Below are 19,951 nucleotides of genomic sequence, written 5' to 3'. Positions count from 1 at the left end.
TGAACTGAACTCAATGCTCTTGCAAGATAAACAGATTGACCGGGAAATCCCCCAGCGCGGCGCTGACTTCCAGCTCCCTGTTTTTTGTGACTGCGCGGCTGGAAAAAAGTCCCTTCAGATTTGCGTCGCAAGCGGCGAACGGTAGAACCACCCGCGTATCGCCCCAACGCAGCGCATCCACCTGAGGTACGGCACCGTTTTCCAGCAACGTCGCGCAACGGATCGGCACAATCACGATGACCCGTTGCTCCCCGTGCTCGCGGGTAAACGCGAGCACGTTGTGCGCCTGGCTGCCCAGCACCTCGAGGGCCTGGTACGAGCCTCGGCGAAACAACTCCGTGTGTTCGGCGCGCAGGTTCAGCACCTGCGCGATCAACGCCTGTTTGATGCGCCCGTCGCGCCAGTTCGCCAGCAGTTCCGGCAGCGGAGCGACAGCGCGCAAGGCCTGTTCCCGAGCGGGGTAATCCACCGGCCGGCGGTTGTCCGGATCGACCAGACTGAAATCCCAGAACTCGTTGCCCTGATACAGATCGGGAATGCCCGGTACGGTCATGCGCAGCAAGGTTTGCGCCAGACCGTTGAGTGCCCCGGCCGCTGCGATGCTGTTGACCGCCTCGGCCAGTTTGCCGCGCAGCAGGGCTCCTTCGCGGCTGAGCAGCAGACGTTCGGTGAAGGCCTGCACCGCTTGTTCATAAGCCTCGTTCGGCGCGCTCCAGCTGCTTTGCAATTTGGCCTCGCGCAGCGCCTTTTGCTGCCATTGCCAGATTCGCCGGGCGTACTCGGCGAAGCCGTCCTGATCGTCATCGCGCAAGTGCAGCGGCCAACTGCCGAGCAGCGCCTGGAACAGAATCAACTCATCGCCGAAGGACGGCGCCTGATCGTCCTCACGCAGGGGCCTGGCGAGGACGTGCCACAAGCCGATCTGCTCGACGTACCAGGTGCTGCGTTCGCTCAGCACGGCGAGGCGCGCGCGGGTGTCTTCGCCGCGTTTGTGGTCGTGGGTGGCGGTGGTCAGCAGGTTGTCGGGGAAGCTCGTCAGGCGTTGCTGGCAAACCTCATGGAAATCACTGACCGGCGCGCTGAACTGTTCGGTGTTGTAGCCGACGTCGTTGCGTGACAGCAGCACCGCCGAGCGGTACAGCGCGGTGTCTTCCACGGCTTTGGCGGCGGCCGGCGAGGTCAGTTGCTGGAAGCGCACGCAGGCATGTTTGAGCAGCTTGCGCGAGCGCCCGCGCGGCTTGCGGCGCCACGGATGGCCGCCGAGCCAGCCGGCCACACAGTCGAGCACCGGCCAGTCGCCTTCGCCGAGACTCTGCCGCGCACCGTCCATCGCCCGTTGGAAAAACACCTCGTCCTGGGTCGAGCGGCCCATGGCGCTGATGTAGGTGCGATACACCGGGAAGTGCACGATCAGCGCCTGCAGCGCCCGACGGATCGCGCCGAGGGTCAGGTCGCGGGTCATCAGGTCGTCCCGCGCCACTTGTAACAATGCCTGGGCGACGCTTTCGCAATCGCTGGCGAGCGAGCCGTTGAGAATCTGCTGGCGTGCCAGCCGGGCTTCTTCGGCAAACGCGGCGGGGCGCTCGGCGAGACGTTGCCACAGCTCTCCCAGCACCGCTTCGCCCGCCGGGTCATGTTGCAGCAACGCCAACTGATTCATGAATTCGTAACCGGTGCTGCCATCCACTGCCCAGTCGGCGTGCAGGGTTTCGCCTTCGCCGAGGATTTTTTCAACGTAGATTGGCAAGTGCCGCCCCGGCGCCAGCGCGTCGAGACGACGACGCAACTTGCGGCAATAACCGCGCGGGTCGGCGAGGCCGTCGATGTGGTCGATGCGCAGGCCGTCGATCAGGCCTTCGCCGATCAACTGGAAAATCTTGCCGTGGGTGGCTTCGAACACGGCGGGCCGTTCGACCCGCAAACCACCGAGTTCATTGACGTCGAAGAAGCGCCGCCAGTTGATGTCGTCGGCGGCGGTGCGCCAGCTCGCCACCCGGTAACTCTGGCGTTCCAGCAGTTGATGCAGACGGGCGAAACCGGCTTCGGTCTTCGAATCGTAGAGAGCCAGATTGCGCTGGATGGCATGCAGGATCGGCGGGTCGCTTGCCCGTTGTGCCAGTTCTTCCTTGAGCGGACCCGCCAGGGAATGGGCGTCGGTCTGGTAGCTCAGGGTGCTGAAACGCTCGGCCAGGGCCTTGAGTTGATCCGCCGTTTCGCCTGAAAGGGTGTCGTCAGGCCTGAGCAGTTCGCCGTAATCGCTGGGGCAGATCGGGAAGTGATGCTGGTAATGCTCGACGTGGAACGTCCCGCCCTCGGCGTTGAAGCACAGTGGCAGGGCGCCATCCTGCAAGGCGGCGCCGTAGTCGCTGCCGAGGAACGGCAGGAGCAATTGGCCCTCCATCAGCGGGTCGGGGGAGTGCCATTGAATGTCGAAAAACTCGCCGTAGGGACTGAGCCGGCCCCATTCGAGCAAGTCGAGCCACCACGGGTTGTCACCGCCGCCGACGGCCATGTGATTGGAGACGATGTCGACGATCAGTCCCATGCCGTGTTCGCGCAGGCTCGCCACTAATCGACGCAACGCCGGTTCGCCGCCAAGTTCCGGGTTGACCCGGGTCGGGTCGACCACATCGTAGCCGTGCATGGAGCCCGCGCGGGCGGCGAGCAATGGCGAAGCGTAGACATGGCTGATGCCGAGCCGGGCGAAGTACGGCACCAGCGGCACGGCTTGGTCGAGGGTGAAGCCCTTGTGAAATTGCAGGCGCAGGGTGGCGCGCAGCGGCGTAATCAGCAGCTCACTCATCGGTCACGCTCGGCAGCCTGAAGGCGCGCGCAGGCCAGCAATTCCAGACGCCGCGCCGCGTCGATGCCATCGAGCAGGGTTTCGGCAGTGCCGGGCAAACGTCGCGACCAGTTCGGGTGGGTGTCGATGGTGCCGGGGAGGTTGGCCTGCTCGTTGAGGCCCAGCGCATCCTCCAGCGGCAACAGTACCAGTGGCGCACGGGTATGGCCGAGGAAGCGCACGGCGGCGTCGACCACCTGGTCGGCTTCGTGGGACTCCTCGCGAAAGTTCTGCGGGTCCTGGCTCAGCGCACCGCGCAGGCCGTCGCGCTCACGCTCGCGATGACGCCGCCATTCGATTTCGCCATTGGCGTCGATCAGCCCCAGTCGCGCATTCCAGTCGATGTCGCGGCCATGCCACCAGCCATTGAGCGTCGGCAGGTCATGGGTGCTGGTGGTGGCGAGGGCGTTGTCCGGCCAGTCGAGAATCGGCTTGAAGTAAGTATTGTCTTGTTCGAACAACAGCACGCGCATGCCGAGCATGGCGCGGGCGACCAGTTTTTCCCGCAGGCCGTCGGGCACGGTGCCGAGGTCTTCGCCGAGCACGATTGCCTGATGCCGGTGGGACTCGAGGGTCAGCAGCCGCAGCAGGTCGTCCACCGGGTAATACAGGTAAGCGCCATCGGCCGGAATTGCGCCGTTGGGGATCACCCACAGCCGTTGCAGGCCCATCACATGGTCGATGCGCAAGCCGCCGGCATGGGCGAAGTTGGCGCGCAGCATGTCGATGAACGCGCGAAAGCCGTTGCGCACCAGACCTTCCGGAGAAAACGCAGAAATCCCCCAGCCCTGGCCGGAGCGGTTGAGGATGTCCGGCGGCGCGCCGACGGTCAGCGAGGCCAGCAACTCATCCTGGAAGCTCCAGGCCTGACTGCCGGCACCGTCGGCACCGACCGCCAGATCGGCGATCAGGCCGATGCCCATGCCGGCGCTGCGGGCGGCGGTTTGCGCGCGTTCCAGGCAGCGATGGATCAGCCATTGGCAAAAGGCGAAGTAGCCGATGCGCTCGGCATATTCCTCGGCGAAGGCGCCGAGTGCCGCGCCCCGTGGGTCGTGCCAGTGTTCCGGCCATTCGCGCCAGTCGAGGTTTTCGCCACGGACCGCGCGCATTTCCTGAATCGCTTCGAAACGGCAGTGGTTTTCCAGGGCTTCGCCGCCGGCATGGCGGAAGCTGGCGAAGTCCGGGTGCAGCGGGTGGTCGCCGCTGACAAAGCCTTCGTACAGCGCTTGCAGGAGTTTTTGCTTGGCATCGGCGGCGCGCGGCCAGTCGATCAGGCTCAAGTCCTCCAGTTGCCCGAACGTCTCGGCCAGACCGGCGGATTCGATGGCATCGCGCAAGGCGCGCTCACCAAGAATTGCGCCCGGCGCGGCGTACAGCGAATTGAGAAACAGACGGCTGGAGGGCGAGTAGGGGCTGTAGCGCCCGGTGTCGGCGCTGAACATCGCGTGCAGCGGGCTGATCGCCAGAGCATCGGCGCCGCGCTCGCCGGCGACCCGGGCCATTTCCTCTAGGGCCTGGGTGTCGCCAAAACCGCCGTCACCGGCGCGGCGCAGGCCGTAGAGCTGCACGCTCAGGCCCCAGGCGCGGGGGATCGGGCTGTCGACCGCGTCACCGACGCTGTAGCAGCGCTCGGGCGCCACGGCCAGGGTGAATTGTTGATCGGCAATGTGAACGTGCTGGTAACCCACCGGAATCAGTCCCGGCAACACGGCCGCGTCGTCGAGTTTCAGGCTCAGGCGCGAACCGTCTTCCAGATGAATCTCGCACGGCGTGCCAGGCTCGAAATAGCGCGCCAGATCCAGGCCGACGTTGACGTCGCAGGTCAACAGGGGCGGCAGGTGGCGATCCAGTTGGGCTTGTTGCAATTGTTGCAGGCTGGCGTCGATTTCCTGCGCCGAACCGGCCGGATGGCCGAGGGCGGTGAGGACATTGCGCAGCACCGCCGGGGCGACTTTCTGCGGGCGGCCGTTGGCGTCGATCCAGTCGACGGCGAGGCCGGCCCGGCTCGCCAGTATTTCCAGTTGCGCATCGCTCATAGGCGCTCTCCATCCAGAAGGTGCAAAGGGGTTGCGGCCGTGAGACTGACAAGCGCGCAATACGGCGGGAGCAGGCCCTGATCCGTCGGCTCGACATCGGGCGGTTGGCGCAACAGCCAGTCCGCGTCGGCCCGTGGAGGGTTGACCACTGGCGTGTTGCCCAGGTTCAGGTCGATGCGCAGCTCGCTGCCATCGCCCAGTCGCCAGCGCGCGCTGATCGCGCCATGACCCAGCACTTGCGCGCCCAGCGCCTGGGTGCCGGAGAGGTTGGGAATGATGTGGCGGTGGCGCAGTTGCAGCAGTTTTCGATACAGCGCCAGCGTCTGTCGCTGCTTCACGCTGCCTTCGCCGATCAGCGACGGTTGCGCGGCGTGAAAGGTCTGCTCGGCGTTCGGGTCGGGAATCCGTTCGCGCTGGTGTGGATCCTTGAAGGCGCTGAACGCGGCGAATTCGTTGCGCCGGCCTTCGCGCACCAACTGCGCCAGTTCACCGTGATGACTGGTAAAAAACAGGAACGGTTGCTCGGCGGCATATTCGTCGCCCATGAACAGCAGCGGAATCATCGGCGACAGCAACAGCAACACCGTGGCCGCGTCGAGTGCCCGAGGATCGGCCAGCTGATGCAGGCGCTCGCCGAAAGCCCGGTTGCCGATCTGGTCGTGGTTCTGCAGGAACAGCACAAATGCGGTCGAGGGCAGGTGTTCGCTGGGCTCGCCGCGGGATTCGCCGTGGCGGTTGATCTGACCCTGAAACACGAAACCCTGGCTCAGGCAGCGGGCCAGTTGTTCGGTCGGATGCTCGGCATAGTCGGCGTAATAGGCGTCGGTTTCACCGGTCAGCAGCACATGCAGGGCATTATGGCCGTCGTCATTCCACTGCGCGTCGTAGTGTTCTTCCAGCAGGCTGGCCTGGTTGTGTTCGTTCTCGACGGTCAGCCAGACATGGCGCATCGGGTCGATCTGCTGGCGGATACGCTGCGCCAGCTCCGGCAGGAAGTCCGCGCTGTCGATGGCATGCACGGCGTCCAGGCGCAGGCCGTCGAAACGGTATTCGAGCAGCCACATCAGGGCGTTTTCGATGAAGAAGTCGCGCACTTCGCGGCGGCGGAAGTCGATGGCCGCGCCCCACGGCGTGTGTTTGTCCTCGCGGAAAAAGCCCTTGGCGTAGCGATGCAGGTAATTGCCGTCGGGGCCGAAGTGGTTGTAAACGACGTCGAGAATCACCGCCAGGCCATGGCCGTGGGCGGTATCGATCAAATGCTTGAGCTGTTCGGGGCTGCCGTAGGAGGCCTGCGGCGCGTAGTGCAGGACGCCGTCGTAGCCCCAGTTGCGTGTGCCGGGGAATTGCGCGAGGGGCATCAGTTCGATGGCGGTGATGCCCAGTCCGGCAAGCCGCGCCAGATGCTGTTCGACCTCGGCAAAACCACCCAGCGCGCCGACGTGCAGTTCGTAGATGACCGCCTCGCTCCATGGCCGACCGTGCCAGGCGCTGTGGCGCCAGGTGTAGGCGTGGGGGTCGACCACCACGCTGTGGCGGTCGAGGTCACCGTCCTGTGCGCGGGAGGCGGGGTCCGGCACTTCCAGTTCGCCGTCGATGTTGTAGCGGTAGCGGCTGCCGGCGGGGCAGCGCGCCTTGATCACGAACCAGCCATCAGCCTGGGGCAGCATCGGCAGGGATTGGCCGTTTTCCAGTTCGACACTGACGTAAAACGCATCCGGCGCCCACAACGCGAATTGCGTGTGGGCGTCGTCCAGCATGATCGCGCCGTGGGGCCAGTTTTCAGGTGTCCGTAACGGCATGGTGGAAACCTCCCTGGTTTATTTGTGTTGTGATTTACCCAGCGCCTTGGCGACCAGTTGTTCGTAGAGTTCGGCGTAGGGTTCGACTGCCTTGCACCAGTTGAACGGCGCGGCCATGGCGCGGCAACGCATGGCGTTGAGCAGCTCGGGGAAGGCAAAGACCTTGAAGGCGCGGCTCAGGGCTTCGCGGTAGCTTTCGACGGTGGACTCGTCGAACAGAAACCCGGTGACGCCATTTTCGATGGTGTCGGCCAGCCCGCCGGTGTTGCGCGCCACCGGCAACGAGCCGAAACGCTGGGCGTACATCTGGCTCAGGCCGCAGGGTTCATAGCGCGACGGCATCAGCAGGAAATCGCTGCCGGCGAACATCCGCCGGGCGTCGGTTTCGTTGAAGCCGATGCGCACGCCGATCTGGCCGGGGAAGCGCAGTGCCAGCTCGCGCATGGCCTGTTCTTCTTCCGGTTCGCCGCGACCGATGATCGCAATCTGGCCACCGTTCTGCACGATGTACTCGGACACCGCCTGGGTCAGGTCGAGGCCTTTCTGGTAGACCAGTCGCGACACCACGGCGAACAACGGGCCGGTGGAGTCGTGCAGGCCGAACAACTGGCGAACATGGGCGGCGTTGATTGCCTTGCCGTCCCAGTCGCCAATGGCAAACGGGGCGAACAGGTGCGGATCGGTGGCGGCGTCCCAGCTCTCGTCAATGCCGTTGGGAATCCCGCTGAGCAGACCCTGATGGGTCTTGGCGGCGAGGAAACCGTCCAGGCCGCAGCCGAAATCCGGAGTGGTGATTTCCTGGGCGTAGGTGGCGCTGACCGTGGTGATGTGGCTCGAATAAGCCATGCCAGCCTTGAGGAACGACATCTTGCCGTAGAACTCCATGCCTTCCTGTTGCAGGGCATGGGCGGGGATGCCCAGCTCCGGGCAGGAAGCGAGGCTGGTCACGCCCTGATAGGCGAGGTTATGAATGGTGAACAGGGTCGGGGTGCGCTGACCGCGCCAGTGCATGTAGGCCGGCGCCAGCCCGGCGGGCCAGTCATGGGCGTGCACCAGATCCGGGCACCAGTGGATTTGCGCGAGGTTGGCGGCGATATCCGCGGCGGCCAGCCCCAGACGGGCGAAGCGAATGTGGTTGTCCGGCCAGTCGCGGCCGTTATTGGCGCCATACGGCGAGCCTTCACGCTCGTAGAGTTCGGGGCAGATCAGCACGTAGATCACCAGGCCGTCCGGCATGTCCATGCGCCCGATCTTGCACGGTGGCAGCGCGGCGTGACCGCCCAGTTCGCCGATGATATGGATCGGGTTTTCGCTGTTCATCACCTGGCGGTAACCGGGGATCAACACGCGCACGTCATGCAGATGGGCCATCGCCCGGGGCAGGGCGGCGGAGACGTCACCCAGGCCGCCGGTTTTTACCAGATCGTTGATTTCCGAGGTCACGAACAGAACTTTCTTCTTGTTGCGATTCCGACTGGCAACCGGCGTCAGCACTTTGCTGGCGGGAACGTTGATCGATCGGCTGTCGGGTACGTTCATGGTGCTCGATTCGCCAACCTGGTGAGCACGCTCTCCCTGAATATCCAATGCCGCACTGATCATATGTCTCTCCCGTCTATTGATCTGATTCTTGTCTTGAACAAGCGATGTCCATGGCCAAATCCTTTGACCGGGCGCAAACGCGCCACGCATCGGTGAGCAAACGCTACCCAACACGCGCAAGCAGAATGGGTGGAGTGGCCGTTGCAAGGAATGAACCAGTCGCGTTGGCCTTGTATTTCAGATGACCCGTCGCAATCAGCAAAAGTTTCGATAATTTTTCCGCTTTGTGACCGGTCGGTTTCGTCCCGCGAAAACCAGTCTAGGCCAGATCCTAGAGCGGGCCATGGCAATCGGATGAATTGTTCGACAATGGGCTTGCAGGCCGCGCAAATCGTGGGTTGTACGAGGGAATGCGCCGACGAAGTGCAGTTTTAGCAGGCGTAATGAGACAAAACGGTGACTGGGTAGTCATGTTTTTGTGCGCGTCGGATGGGCGGTTGCACTGTTGCGGTGCGGGCAGGTTTGTTGATTGGGTGTTTGGGATGGGGGTGGCGGCCTTTGGGCCGGCCATGCTCTTGGGGTTTGGGGTGAATATCCGTTTCTTCGGGTGTGGCGGCTGGCGGTTTCGCCCTTACGGCGAGTCACCTTTTTCAAACGCCAAAAAGGTAACCCAAAAGGCTTGGCCCCGGCGTTCGGCCCCTCGCTGGGGCTCGGGGTTCCTTCGTTCCGGTATTCATCCGGGGGCATCGCCTACGGTTTGCTGCGCTGCACCTCCTCTCGATGTGTTTGGCTTCGCCAAACGGCGCTACGCGCCCACCCCCGGATGAACCCCTCCACTCAGCCTGCCGAAGGGGCCGGCACGGCAAGATCAAAAGCGGTACTCGAGCTAACGCTCATTGTGTTGAGTGGTGAAGGGCGGAGGTGGGCGTCTTTTGCTTTTGTGGGGGTGGGCTTGCCCGCGAAGGCGTCAGTGGATTCACCCTTGCCCCCATCAGAAGCAATCAGTTCAACACCCGAACCGGTTCACCCTTCGACCAGCCCTGAATGTCCTCGATCATCTGCGAAAAGAACTGCTCATAGTTCTGTCGGGTGACGTACCCGACATGCGGCGTGGCGAGTACGTTGTCCAGAGTCCGAAACGGATGCAGTGCCGGAAGCGGTTCAGGTTCGTATACGTCCAGCGCCGCGCCGGCGATCCGGTTCTTTTGCAAGGCCTTGATCAGCGCGGATTCGTCGACGATCGGCCCGCGTGCGGTGTTGACCAGCAGCGCGGTGGGTTTCATCCAGGCCAGTGCCTGGGCGTCGACCAGTCCGCGACTGCGTTCGCTGAGGACCAGATGCACTGACAGCACATCGGCCTGTTCGAACAGTTCCTGTTTGCTGACGTAAGTGACGCCCGCTTGGGCCGCGCGCTCGGCGGTGAGGTTTTCGCTCCAGGCGATCACGCGCATGCCGAACACCTGGCCGAACTGGGCCACCCGCTGGCCGATGCTGCCGAGCCCGAGAATACCCAGTGTCTTGCCGTGCAAGTCGCCGCCGAGGCCTTGTTGCCACTTACCGGCGCGCAGGGCGTTGGCTTCGTTCACCAGGTTGCGGGTGGCGGCCATGATGAGTGCCCAGGTCAGTTCGGGGGCTGCGTGTTTGTAGCTGTCGGTGCCGCAGACCTGAATCCCCAGCGTTGCCGCTGCCTGCATGTCCAGCGCCGCGTTGCGCATGCCGCCGGTCACCAGCAGCTTCAGGTTCGGCAAGCGCTTGAGCAGGTCTGCGTCGAAACGCGTGCGCTCGCGCATCACGCAAATCACTTCGAACCGGCCCAGGCGCTCGGCCAGGGTGGCGTTGTCCGCCGGGTATTCGTGGACGAAGGTCACCTCGCCCAGCCTGTCGAGGACCGACCAGTCGACCACGTCGCGCGCCACGTCCTGCCAGTCATCGATCACTGCAATCTGCACCGCCATCAGCCTTACCTCATCAACGAACGGGATTGGTTTTGTTCAGCCAGCCGAGCAGTGCCTGATGGAACTGCGCCGGTTCTTCCATTTGCGGGGCGTGGCCCATGCCGGGGAATTCAATCAGGGTCGACTGCGGAATCAGCTTTGCCACCTGCTTGCCGAGGACGTCGTAGTGGCCGATCTTCGCCTTGACCTGGGGCGGCGCGATGTCCTTGCCGATGGCGGTGGTGTCGGCTGTGCCGATCAGCAGCAGGGTCGGCATTTTCAGGTCCTTGAACTCGTAGTACACCGGCTGGGTGAAAATCATGTCGTAGATCAGCGCCGAATTCCAGGCCACCTGGGGCTTGCCCGGTCCCTTGCTCAGGCCGGCGAGCATGTCGACCCAGCGATCGAACTCCGGCTTCCAGCGACCGCCGTAATAGGTGGTGCGTTCGTATTCGCGGATGCCCTCGGCGCTGACCTTGAGTTCGCGCTGATACCACTGGTCCACTGTGCGGTACGGTACGCCGAGGGCTTTCCAGTCTTCCAGGCCGATCGGGTTGACCAGCGCCAGTTGCTCGACCTGATCGGGGTATTGCAGGGCGTAGCGGGTGGCGAGCATGCCGCCGGTGGAGTGGCCGAGCAGGGTGGCTTTCTGGATGCCCAGGGCCTTGAGCAATTGCTGGGTGTTGGTCGCCAGTTGCTGGAAGCTGTACTGGTAATGGTCCGGTTTGCTGGACGTGCAGAAACCGATCTGATCCGGGGCGATCACCCGGTAACCGGCGTCACTCAGGGCCTTGATCGAACTGTCCCAGGTCGCGGCGCAGAAGTTCTTGCCGTGCATCAGCACCACGCTGCGGCCATTGGCCTTGCCGTGGGCAGCGACGTCCATGTAACCCATTTGCAGCGATTTGCCCTGGGACTCAAAGGCGAAGTGCTTGAGCGTGTAGGGGTATTCGAAACCTTGCAGCTCCGGCCCGTAGGACGGGCCTTCGGCGTGGGCGAACAGGGGCAGGGCGGCGGTCAGGGCCAGACCGGGCAGCCAGCGCGAAAGCGACATAAGGCGAACTCCGTGTGAAATCGGCCGATGCTGGAACGGCCGGATTAGGGCGACGTTAAACACAGGCAATGTCCACGCCCGAACGTTCAACCGGACCAGCCCAGGGTAATCATCGCCAGCACCCCGTAACGCGCGCCCTTGGCCAGGGTGACGATCAACAGGAAGCGGCCGAGCGGTTCACGCATGACACCGGCGATCAGGGTCAGCGGATCGCCGATGACCGGCAGCCAACTGAGCAGCAGCGACCAGTGGCCCCAGCGCTGATAGTGGCTGCGTGCCCTGGCCATATGGGCCGGGCTGACCGGAAACCAGCGTCGCTCCTGAAAACGTTCCAGCCCCCGGCCCAGCCACCAGTTGACCAGCGAGCCGAGCACATTGCCCAGCGTTGCGACCGCCAGCAGCCCCCAGAGCCAATAACGGTCGCTGAGCAGCAGTCCGACCAGCAGCGCCTCCGATTGCAACGGCAGCAGGGTCGCGGCGCCGAACGCCGCAACGAACAGCCCCGGGTAGGCCGCCGAAATCAATGGGCCGGGTAGTCCGCGACCACCAGATCAGTGCCGTCTTTCTTCAAGCCGATCACTTGATAGGCGTCGCTCATGCCGTCCATTTCCATGCCCGGCGAGCCCATCGGCATGCCGGGCGCCGCCACGCCGAGCAGGTCGTTGCGCTTGCTCAAGGCCAGCACCTGTTCCGCCGGCACATGGCCCTCGACGAACTTGCCGTTGATGATTGCGGTATGGCAGGAGGCCAGGCGCGGTGGCACGCCATGCTGTTGCTTGAAACGGCTCATGTCGCTTTCGACGTGATCCTCTACCTTGAAGCCGTTGGCCTCCAGGTGGCTGATCCATTTCTTGCAGCAGCCGCAATTGGCGTCGCGGTGGACTTCGATGGGAATGAGGTCGGCGGCTTGCGCCAGGGACGAGACGAACAGCACGCTCAGGGCGGCCAGACGCAGGTGGTTTCGCATGGGGATTCTCGGCTCGGGTGGCGGTCAAAAAGAACGCATTCTGACCGGTTTTTCCGCCCTGGCATCAACGGAGTGTTTCCAAGTGATACAAAGCGGGCTGTCAGCATGATCGTAGATCACGGCTGACAGCCCGCTGAGTGGAGCATGACAAATCTGTCAGGTTCGCCGCGCAATCACTGCACCTTGAAGCGTCCCATGATCGCGCTCACGCGGCTGTTGGCCTCCAGCAACTGACGGGTGTTCTGTTCGCTGGCGTGACCGCTCTGGACCAGTTCGTCGACCATGTGGCGGATCTGCACCATGCTGCGGTTGATCTCCTCGGTCACCGCGCTCTGCTGCTCGGCGGCGGTGGCAATCTGCGTGCTCAGGCTGTTGATGTGGCTGACGGAACCGGCCATTTCATCCAGCCCGGAGTTGACCCGCGCGGTGGCGTCGGCGGCAGACTGGCAACTGGCCTGGGTGTTTTCCATGGCGCTGACCGACGACGTCACGCCTTGGGTCAGGCGGGTCAACATCTCGTTGATTTCCGAGGTGCTGGCCTGGGTACGGGCGGCGAGGGCGCGCACTTCGTCAGCCACCACCGCGAAACCGCGACCCTGTTCGCCGGCCCGGGCGGCTTCGATGGCGGCGTTCAGCGCCAGCAGGTTGGTCTGCCCGGCAATCGCGCCGATCACCCCGAGGATTTCGGTGATGCGCTGCGCATCCTGCTGCATGCCTTCGACTTTCTGCGTGGCGCTGGCCACTTCGTCGATCAACGCCACCACGCTGTTCGAGGCTTCGCCGACCACCACTCGCGAACGGTCGGCGTCCTGGTTGGCACGCTGGGTGAAAGCAGCGGTTTCGGCGGCGTTTTGCGCGACGCTTTCGGCGGTCGAGCTCATTTCGTTGATGGCGGTGACGGTCTGGTCGGTTTCCGAAGCGTGACGCTCAAGAATCTGGCTGGTGTGCGCCGAGGTGCGTTGCAGGTTGTCGAGGCTGGATGCCATGGCGCCGGTGGCGTGGGTCACCTCGCCGATCATGTTCTGCAAATAGGCGATGAAGGCATTGATCGAATGGCCGATGGCACCGAGTTCGTCTTCGGCGCGAATGGTGATGCGGCGGGTCAGGTCGGCGTCGCCACTGGACAGCGAATCAATGTTGGCTTTCAGGGCCTTCATGCGCTGGATCAACTGACGGATCGCGTAGACCTGCAACAGCACCAGCAGGATTACCAGCGGAATCTGCAACAGGCTCAGGGTGCTGAGCACGTCATCGCGCTGGGCGGTGATCAGCTTGGTCGGCAGGGCAGTGGCGAGGAACCATGGCGTGCCTTCGATCGGACGCATGAAGAAGGTGCTGGCTTCGCCGTTGTTGTCGAACTCGACGCGTTGCGCCTGATCGCGATTCTGCAGCCCGGCCTTGACCTGGCTGGCGAACGGCGAGCTGGCGGCCAGGTCGCTGATGTTTTTCAACACGATCGGGCCGCTGATGCGCGAGCTGTTGCTGATGATCTTGCCGTCGGCCTCGACGATCAGCATTTCGGCGTTCAGGTCTTTTTCCTTGCGCGCCACCAGGTCATTGAAGAAACCGAGGGTGACGTCGATGGTCGATACGCCCCAGGCGCTGCCGTTCTTCTGGATGGCCATGGCGCAGTTGGTGCGCGGTTCGGCGCTGGCGTCGTCCTTGTAGGCGGCGGCCCAGGCGCATTGGCCACGCGGCGTCTGCATGCCGCCCTTGTACCAGCTCTGGTCGTAATAGTTGGGCGCTGCGTCGCTGTTCCAGAAGGTGTTCACCGCCAGTTTGCCCGAGGCATCGCGGTGCCAGAAGGTGCTGAACTTGTTGCGTCCGGCTTCACGCTGTCCCGGCAGCGGCCAGATCCCGCCACCAAACACTTTCAGCTCCCCGTACTGATCCACCAGCCCCGGCAGCACCGTGTCGATGGCTGCGCTGTCGAGCAACGGAATGGTCTGGGTGATGCTGCGCTGCTGGGACTGAACCTTGTTCAGTTCGCCCTGGATCTGCTCGGCGACTTCGGCGATGCGGTTGAGCACCACCTGTTCTTCGGTATGGCGCAGTTTGGGCGCGACCAGCTGGCTGATGCCGACCACGGTCAGCACCGACAGCAACAGAATGAACAGAACCAGAAACAGCGTGTAGCGAGCCTGAATGGTGCGGAATGCGGGCATGGAAACCGGTCCTTGAGCAGGGATTCTTGTTAGGGGCAGGGAGCAAGGCAGTAGGGGTATCCCTTAGCTATCGTCGTGGCACGGAGAAGCTTTAGGTACTTACGTACTAAAAAAGCGCGAAGGCGATGACCGGCGGGTATCAAGACGGATACATGGGAACTAACCAGCTCGTTCGTTAGAGTAAAAAGTCGATATTTCGCTGATCGGCACAATCGCTCTGGCTCAACATTTACGCGGCTTTGCTGGATTTGTATCTGAAATGTACAAGAATTGTTAAAAAGCGCAGAAAACAGTTGGTGCCATTAGTTTGCCCGTCGATACTCGCGGCAATTTCACGTCGTTCAACAAGGAATTTTCATGTTTCTCGCGCAAGGAGCCTGTTCATGACTGTCGGCTATACCGGTGCATGGCAAAGCAAGGCGGGTCTGTTGGTTCGGGATCCCGGAACCTCGGGCAAGCCGGTCTCCCAGAGCGTCAAGGTCAAGCAGATGCTGGCCCTGGTGGGTAACGATCCCACCGCGCTGAACACGGTGGAAATGGACAAGCAGCGCCTGCACAAGAACATCAAGGGTTTCGATCCGGAAAACGTGTCGGCCAAGCAATTGGGCAACCTCAGCGAATTCCTGCGCGGTCGGGGCCTTATTTCCGACATCACCGCGATCACCTTGCTCAACGCGGGCGACAAGTTCGATCGCTTCGGCATCCAGAAAGACCCGGACGCCAAGTTCAACGCGCTGGAGTATTTCGCCACGCAACTGGACACGATCAACAACAACAGCCTCAAGGGCAACAAGTACGCCAACACGTTGATCCCGCAGTACAAGAAAGCCATTTACGTGCTGCAGAACCTGAAGGTCTACGGTCAGGGCGGGGAACGCGCCCCGCCGACCGATAAAGGCGTCAACGCCAAGGCATGACCCACGCAAGCCCGCTCGGTAACCGAGCGGGCTTGTTGGTTTATGGCAGGTCGAGAAGTGCCGACTCGGCAGGTTGCCGTCGCTGGTCATGCAGACGCTGCATGTGCGGGCACTGCAATTGCAAGCGTCGGCGCGGGTGGCCCCGGTGGAGCAGGGCCACCCAGCCGCTGCCGCGTTCATCGGGCGCCAGTCCGGTGAACAGAAAGCCGATGGCCGACAGTCGTGCCAGTGCTGCTGTGAACCCGCTTGTCAGCCGCAGCCGGAGCGAGATCCGCCAGTGCCCCGGCAATTGCCGCAACTGAGTCAGCAGATTGCCGTCAAGCGACCCGATCACCACGTCATAGCGGCCCCGGCAGTGCTCGAAGCGCACCGCCGGGTGCGGCCACTTCGAGGGTTTTTCCGTGATGCCAAATATCTGGCTCAAATGGCTCGGCAGTTCGCTGCAACCTGATGGCCAGGCCAGCGCCGGCAGTGGCCGATGGTAGCCGTCGATGGCCTTGTAGCCGATGACAAGCGTCTCCGGGACAGGATCGCCATAGGGCGACGGAACGTAATCCGGCAGCAGTCCGGTGCTTTGAAAACCGAGCGTGGCGGCCATGCGTTGAGTGTACGGATGCCGGGTCACTTGCTTGATCGTCACGCCCCGGCAACCCAGGGCCTGCGCATGCACCAGCAGTTGCTCGCCCAGCCGGGTCGCGATGTGTTGCCCACGGGTCTGTGGATCGACCACCGTCAGCGCCAGTTCGGCTATATGCGACCCCGCGTCGCGGCACAGGCTGGCGTGGCCCAGGACTTTTTTACCTTCCACTGCCACCAGCGAGTGCCAGCGGCGTTCGGCATGGTTCTGGTTGATCATCCACGGCAGGTACACCTGATGGTGCGCATAGTGGTCGCCGTAAATCTTGCGGAACAGCCGGCTGATCGCCGTGGCATCGCCGGGGCGATAGTTGCGCAGGATCACGGCGTCCACCTCTCGGGTTTTAATGGCGAGTCGTCGTAGACGCGCAGATCGACCACCCGCTGGTGCTTGCCCGAGCGCGGGTGGCGCGACAGGTCTTCAGCCAGGCAATGCGTCACCCGCAGCGCCAGCAAGCAATCGCTTTCGAGCTGTTCGATCAGCGGGTAGTGATTGACCAGCGCGGTTCGCAATTGGCGGTTCTTCGCGGCGAGGTCGCAGGTCTGGGTGTCGGCTTGCCATTTCAGGCTCAGCAAGTCTTTTTCCCCGGTCTGTTCGATCAGCAACTGCCAGTCCTCGGTGTGGGTGATCCGTTGGACGATTTCGCCAATCTCGGCAATCAGCAGGGTCAGGATGCCGACCCTGACGCGCTGACTGCCGGCGCTTCGGCCCAGCAGGGCGAACTTGCGATTCGGCGTCTCGGGCGGTTCGCGCCAGCAGGCACAGTCGCCGACCGGATAGCGGATCAGAGGCATCAGGCGTCGGGTCAGATTGGTCACCACCAGCAAGCCGGGGCGATCGCTTTGCCGGATGACTTCGCCGGTCTGCTCGTCGATGATTTCCACCACGCTATGGCGCTCCAGCACCCGATGTTCGCCCAGCGCGCAGCCCCGGTCACTGACGCCGATGAAGCCGGCGTCGACGCTGGCATAGCCCATGGAGGCCAGTCGCACGTTGGGAAACACCCGACGCAGCAGGCGCTGTTGTGCGGCGAACAGGCTTTCGCCGCCGTAGAGCAGGGTGTCGACCCCCTCCAGCGTGCGGCCTTCGCGTTCGAGCCAGGCTGCGAACGTCAGCAATTGCGCCGGCACGCCGGCCAGGACGTTGATCCGATGCCGTTGCACCGAGTCAGCAAGGTTCATCGAGTCGACCTGGCCGGTGAACGGGAATTCGACCACGCCGCTTGCAACGTGCGCCAGGGCGTCGTGGACGAAAATGAAACTGGCATACAGATCCCCGGCAAAAAACAGATTGGCAACCCGATCCCCCGGCTCGAGATGCGCCGTCAGGCTGTTGCCGAAATCCTTTACCAGCGCCTGCCATTCGTGGCGTTCGAAGACCGACAGTTTGCCGCCGCTGGTGGTGCCACCGGTCTTGAAGACCAGTGCGTTTTCAATGGAACGGGTCAACACCGGCCACTGGCTCAAGTGCTGGCTGTCTTGCCAATAAGTCGCGCCATCGATGATCGGAAGTTCATCGAGGGAGCTGACGGACTCGGCAACTTGTGCGAAATGCTTGCGGTAATACGGAGAGTGCTGGCGAGCATAAGTAACCAACTCGCCGAACTGTGAAGTTGCAATCATGGTGTTCTCTTTATCGGTATTTAATGGGGGCTTGATAATTAACGGCGCGAATCAATCAGCAACGGCGTTTTGCCGCTGTGCTTGTTTCGAGTGAATTGCTGCGGCGCGCAAACTTCAACTTCCACGCGCAACAGACCGGTCTGTACCAGCGTGGTCAGCGTCGGGTAGTTCAGCAGGCGTTGCCGGATCTCCCGGGGTTCGCAGGCGCTGCGAAAACGCAGGCGCTCGAGGCCGTCCGGGGCGTGTTCGAGGATCACTTGAAACGGCGTTTGCAGGTGCTGCGCCAGTTCCGACAGGCAGATGAAATCGGTGCCGATGCGCACCAGTCGACCGTGGCGCTGCAACAACTCGAAGCGTGGCGATTCAAGGCCGCAGGGGCACGGGCCAGCCAGCCAGCGGCCGCTGTCGCCAATGTCATAGCGCAACACGTCCTGACCCTGGCGCGCGGTGGAGGTGAACAACAGGCGCCCGACTTCATCGCCCTGAACCGGCTCGTCACGATCGAAGGCGACAATCTCGAGTTGCTGGATATCGCTGATCAAATGAAACACGCCATCCCTGGTGGCCTTGCAGGCGTGACCCAGGGGTCCGGCATCGACGCTGCCGTAAATAGCCGAACGGATACTGCTCACGCCACAACTCTGCATCAGCTCACGGCTCTGTTCATTCAGATGCTCGCCGCCGAGGAAGACTTTTTCGATGCCGCCATAGTCGCGCAGGGTCTGCTGCTGATCGAGAAACAGGCGGTGCAGGGTGCTCGGCATGCCGATCAGCACAGACACCCGTTGCTCGACGATCAGTTGGGCAATTTCGGTGTAATCGTCGTTGGCGGGGGCGCCCATCGGCAGGTGGGTGACATCCAGCAATTCCAGCACTTTGGAGAAACTGAAAAAGCCGCCATACAACCCGCCGCTGAAGAACAGGTTCATCACCCGATCCCGTTGCGGCTCCAGGCCGGCGGCGAACAAGGCATCGGCCGTCGCGCGCATCTGGCTGCGGAAGTCGTGGTAGCTGAAGCCCGACAGCGCCGGCGTGCCGCTGCTACCGCCGGAGCGGAAGTACAACTGTGCCGCCGGATGGATCGGCCGGGTGGTGAAAGTGTCCTTGCTCATGATCGGCAGATCGCGCGGAACCGGGTTCGCCGGTTGCGCATCGAGCGTGGCGTGGGTCGCCAGCACGGTGGCGGGCAGGCTGATCGAAACCCGCCGGCTCAGACGTTGCAAGGCATACACGCCGTCATGGGGTTCGCCGTCGTAGCCATCGTGGATCGTCTCGATCGGCGCAATACGGGTGACCCCGGCGGCGACCAGCGTGCGCGAAAGCCCGGCGATCTCGCGCTCGGCGCAAATCAGCGCGCAGCTTTGCAGGACGTTGCGCCATGGCAGCAACGCGGTGCTAAGCGAGGTGCGGGGCATTGGCTTGAGCAGCAGGCTGCGGAACAGCGGCGAGGGGCCGAGTTGTGGATCATGGCTCCAGATCACCCGCCAGCCCGGCGCGCTCCAGACCTGCCCGGTCTGCGCGCAAAAGCTCTGCGCCAGCTGTGCCATCCGGGTGTGGGTGGTGATTTCGCAGGCTTCCTGGATCGACGGCGTCAGTGCCGGCCATTGTCCGGCGCGACGGGTAAATGCCTCGGCGAGATTGGCGCCGATCTCACGCAGGACGCCGGGGTCGTCACTGTCCACCAACAACCATTGCGGGCTCGAACAGGCTTGCTGATCCAGCCGGCAGACTTCATCGACCACGGCATCCAGCGACGCTGGCGTGGCGCTGTCCGGCGTCAGGTAAATGAAGCTGATGCGATGCCCCCAGTCGATCCAGCGGCAACCGGCCGGGAGCTGCTGGCGGATCGCTCGTAGCGCCGATTCGCCGCCCCAGGCGCTGACCCCGTTGGCCCATTGGCAGAGCTGGCCGATCTGCGCAGTGGTGGTGGGGAGCACCGCGACATGCCCGCGCAGCCGGCCGCCGGGATCGCATTGCACCAGCGCTTGCAGCAGCCGTGCGGTCAGACCCTGGTCGCTGGCACTGGGACGCAACCAGTTGATGTTGCCGGCCAGCAGACTTTCGATCACCGCGCAGAAGGCCAGCAGCGGCGCGTTGCCGGGGGTGATATGCACCACCAGGCCCAACGGGCTCCAGCGTTCGAAGCGTGCTTGCCGGTAGTCGATACGTCGCAGCGAATCGGCTTGCTGGCCGAGTTCGCGTTCAAGTTTGCGGCGCAGGGCTTCGGGTTCGCAGAAGTCGATCAGCGCTTGCCGTTGCTCGTCATTCAGCGCCGGTTCGCCGCTGCGTAATCGTCTGGCGAAGGCGCTCACGGCGTCGATGACCGTGGCGCTGTCGAGCGCCGTGTTCAGTTGTTCCGGCAATTGCCGGTGCAGCTGTTGCAGGGCGTCGTCGAGGTGGTAATCGGCGTGCAGTTGGCCATTGATGAGGTACATG

General features: G+C 63.2%; 12 protein-coding genes and 2 pseudogenes. 1 reads left to right on the top strand and 13 read right to left on the bottom strand.

The genetic code is table 11. The features are described 5' to 3' along the window. Nucleotides 1-10 precede the first annotated feature (10 nt). The 10 genes and pseudogenes from KVQ74_RS17835 to KVQ74_RS29600 all read right to left on the bottom strand — a co-directional run. On the bottom strand, nt 11-2,803 hold the full coding sequence (locus tag KVQ74_RS17835; RefSeq protein ID WP_217832492.1) for a malto-oligosyltrehalose synthase: 2,793 nt from the start codon (nt 2,801-2,803) through the stop codon (nt 11-13). Next, nucleotides 2,800-4,878, bottom strand: a complete 2,079-nt coding sequence (gene malQ, locus KVQ74_RS17830) for a 4-alpha-glucanotransferase (protein WP_217832491.1) — start codon at nt 4,876-4,878, stop codon at nt 2,800-2,802. The genes KVQ74_RS17835 and malQ overlap by 4 nt, the downstream gene beginning before the upstream one ends. Beyond that, on the bottom strand, nt 4,875-6,677 hold the full coding sequence (gene treZ / locus KVQ74_RS17825; RefSeq protein WP_217832490.1) for a malto-oligosyltrehalose trehalohydrolase: 1,803 nt from the start codon (nt 6,675-6,677) through the stop codon (nt 4,875-4,877). Before treZ ends, malQ begins: the two co-directional genes overlap by 4 nt. A gap of 18 nt (nt 6,678-6,695) precedes the next feature. Beyond that, complete coding sequence (gene glgA / locus KVQ74_RS17820) at nt 6,696-8,279, bottom strand: glycogen synthase GlgA (RefSeq protein ID WP_217832489.1); 1,584 nt, start codon at nt 8,277-8,279, stop codon at nt 6,696-6,698. Nucleotides 8,280-9,220: 941 nt separating this feature from the next. After that, entirely contained in the window at nt 9,221-10,174 is a 954-nt protein-coding gene (locus KVQ74_RS17815) for a D-2-hydroxyacid dehydrogenase family protein (RefSeq protein WP_217832488.1), read from the bottom strand. Nucleotides 10,175-10,187: 13 nt separating this feature from the next. After that, on the bottom strand, nt 10,188-11,207 hold the full coding sequence (locus tag KVQ74_RS17810) for an alpha/beta fold hydrolase (protein WP_217832487.1): 1,020 nt from the start codon (nt 11,205-11,207) through the stop codon (nt 10,188-10,190). An 86-nt stretch (nt 11,208-11,293) separates the two neighbouring features. Continuing rightward, nucleotides 11,294-11,728, bottom strand: a complete 435-nt coding sequence (locus tag KVQ74_RS17805) for a YqaA family protein (protein WP_217832533.1) — start codon at nt 11,726-11,728, stop codon at nt 11,294-11,296. Further along, on the bottom strand, nt 11,728-12,174 hold the full coding sequence (locus tag KVQ74_RS17800; RefSeq protein ID WP_217832486.1) for a DUF411 domain-containing protein: 447 nt from the start codon (nt 12,172-12,174) through the stop codon (nt 11,728-11,730). Before KVQ74_RS17800 ends, KVQ74_RS17805 begins: the two co-directional genes overlap by 1 nt. Before the next feature lie 173 nt (nt 12,175-12,347). Next, a pseudogene (locus KVQ74_RS29605) lies at nt 12,348-12,875 on the bottom strand (methyl-accepting chemotaxis protein); the annotation flags it as partial. 333 nt (nt 12,876-13,208) lie between these two features. Further along, nucleotides 13,209-14,339: pseudogene (locus KVQ74_RS29600) on the bottom strand (HAMP domain-containing protein); the annotation flags it as partial. 383 nt (nt 14,340-14,722) lie between these two features. Here KVQ74_RS29600 and KVQ74_RS17790 point away from each other — a divergent pair. Beyond that, nucleotides 14,723-15,256: a hypothetical protein gene (locus KVQ74_RS17790; protein WP_217832484.1), complete on the top strand. Its 534-nt coding sequence runs from the start codon at nt 14,723-14,725 to the stop codon at nt 15,254-15,256. Between the two features lie 40 nt (nt 15,257-15,296). Here the strand turns inward: KVQ74_RS17790 and KVQ74_RS17785 are convergent, their stop codons facing one another. From KVQ74_RS17785 to KVQ74_RS17775, 3 genes are read right to left on the bottom strand one after another with little or no spacing between them, the layout of a single operon-like run. Next, nucleotides 15,297-16,226 (bottom strand): GNAT family N-acetyltransferase, encoded by a 930-nt coding sequence (locus tag KVQ74_RS17785; RefSeq protein ID WP_217832483.1) that lies wholly within the window; start codon nt 16,224-16,226, stop codon nt 15,297-15,299. Beyond that, nucleotides 16,214-17,515 (bottom strand): phenylacetate--CoA ligase family protein, encoded by a 1,302-nt coding sequence (locus KVQ74_RS17780; protein ID WP_217832482.1) that lies wholly within the window; start codon nt 17,513-17,515, stop codon nt 16,214-16,216. The genes KVQ74_RS17785 and KVQ74_RS17780 overlap by 13 nt, the downstream gene beginning before the upstream one ends. Before the next feature lie 38 nt (nt 17,516-17,553). Next, the gene (locus KVQ74_RS17775) at nt 17,554-19,950 is read right to left on the bottom strand and encodes an aldehyde dehydrogenase family protein (RefSeq protein ID WP_217832481.1); all 2,397 of its coding nucleotides are present in this window, start codon (nt 19,948-19,950) and stop codon (nt 17,554-17,556) included. Nucleotide 19,951 lies beyond the last annotated feature (1 nt).

The sequence above is a fragment of the Pseudomonas botevensis genome (assembly GCF_019145475.1).
In the GTDB taxonomy this organism is placed as follows: Bacteria; Pseudomonadota; Gammaproteobacteria; order Pseudomonadales; family Pseudomonadaceae; genus Aquipseudomonas; species Aquipseudomonas botevensis.
Note: the sequence above shows the minus strand (reverse complement) of the source record. Positions and strands in the feature narration are given on the sequence as shown.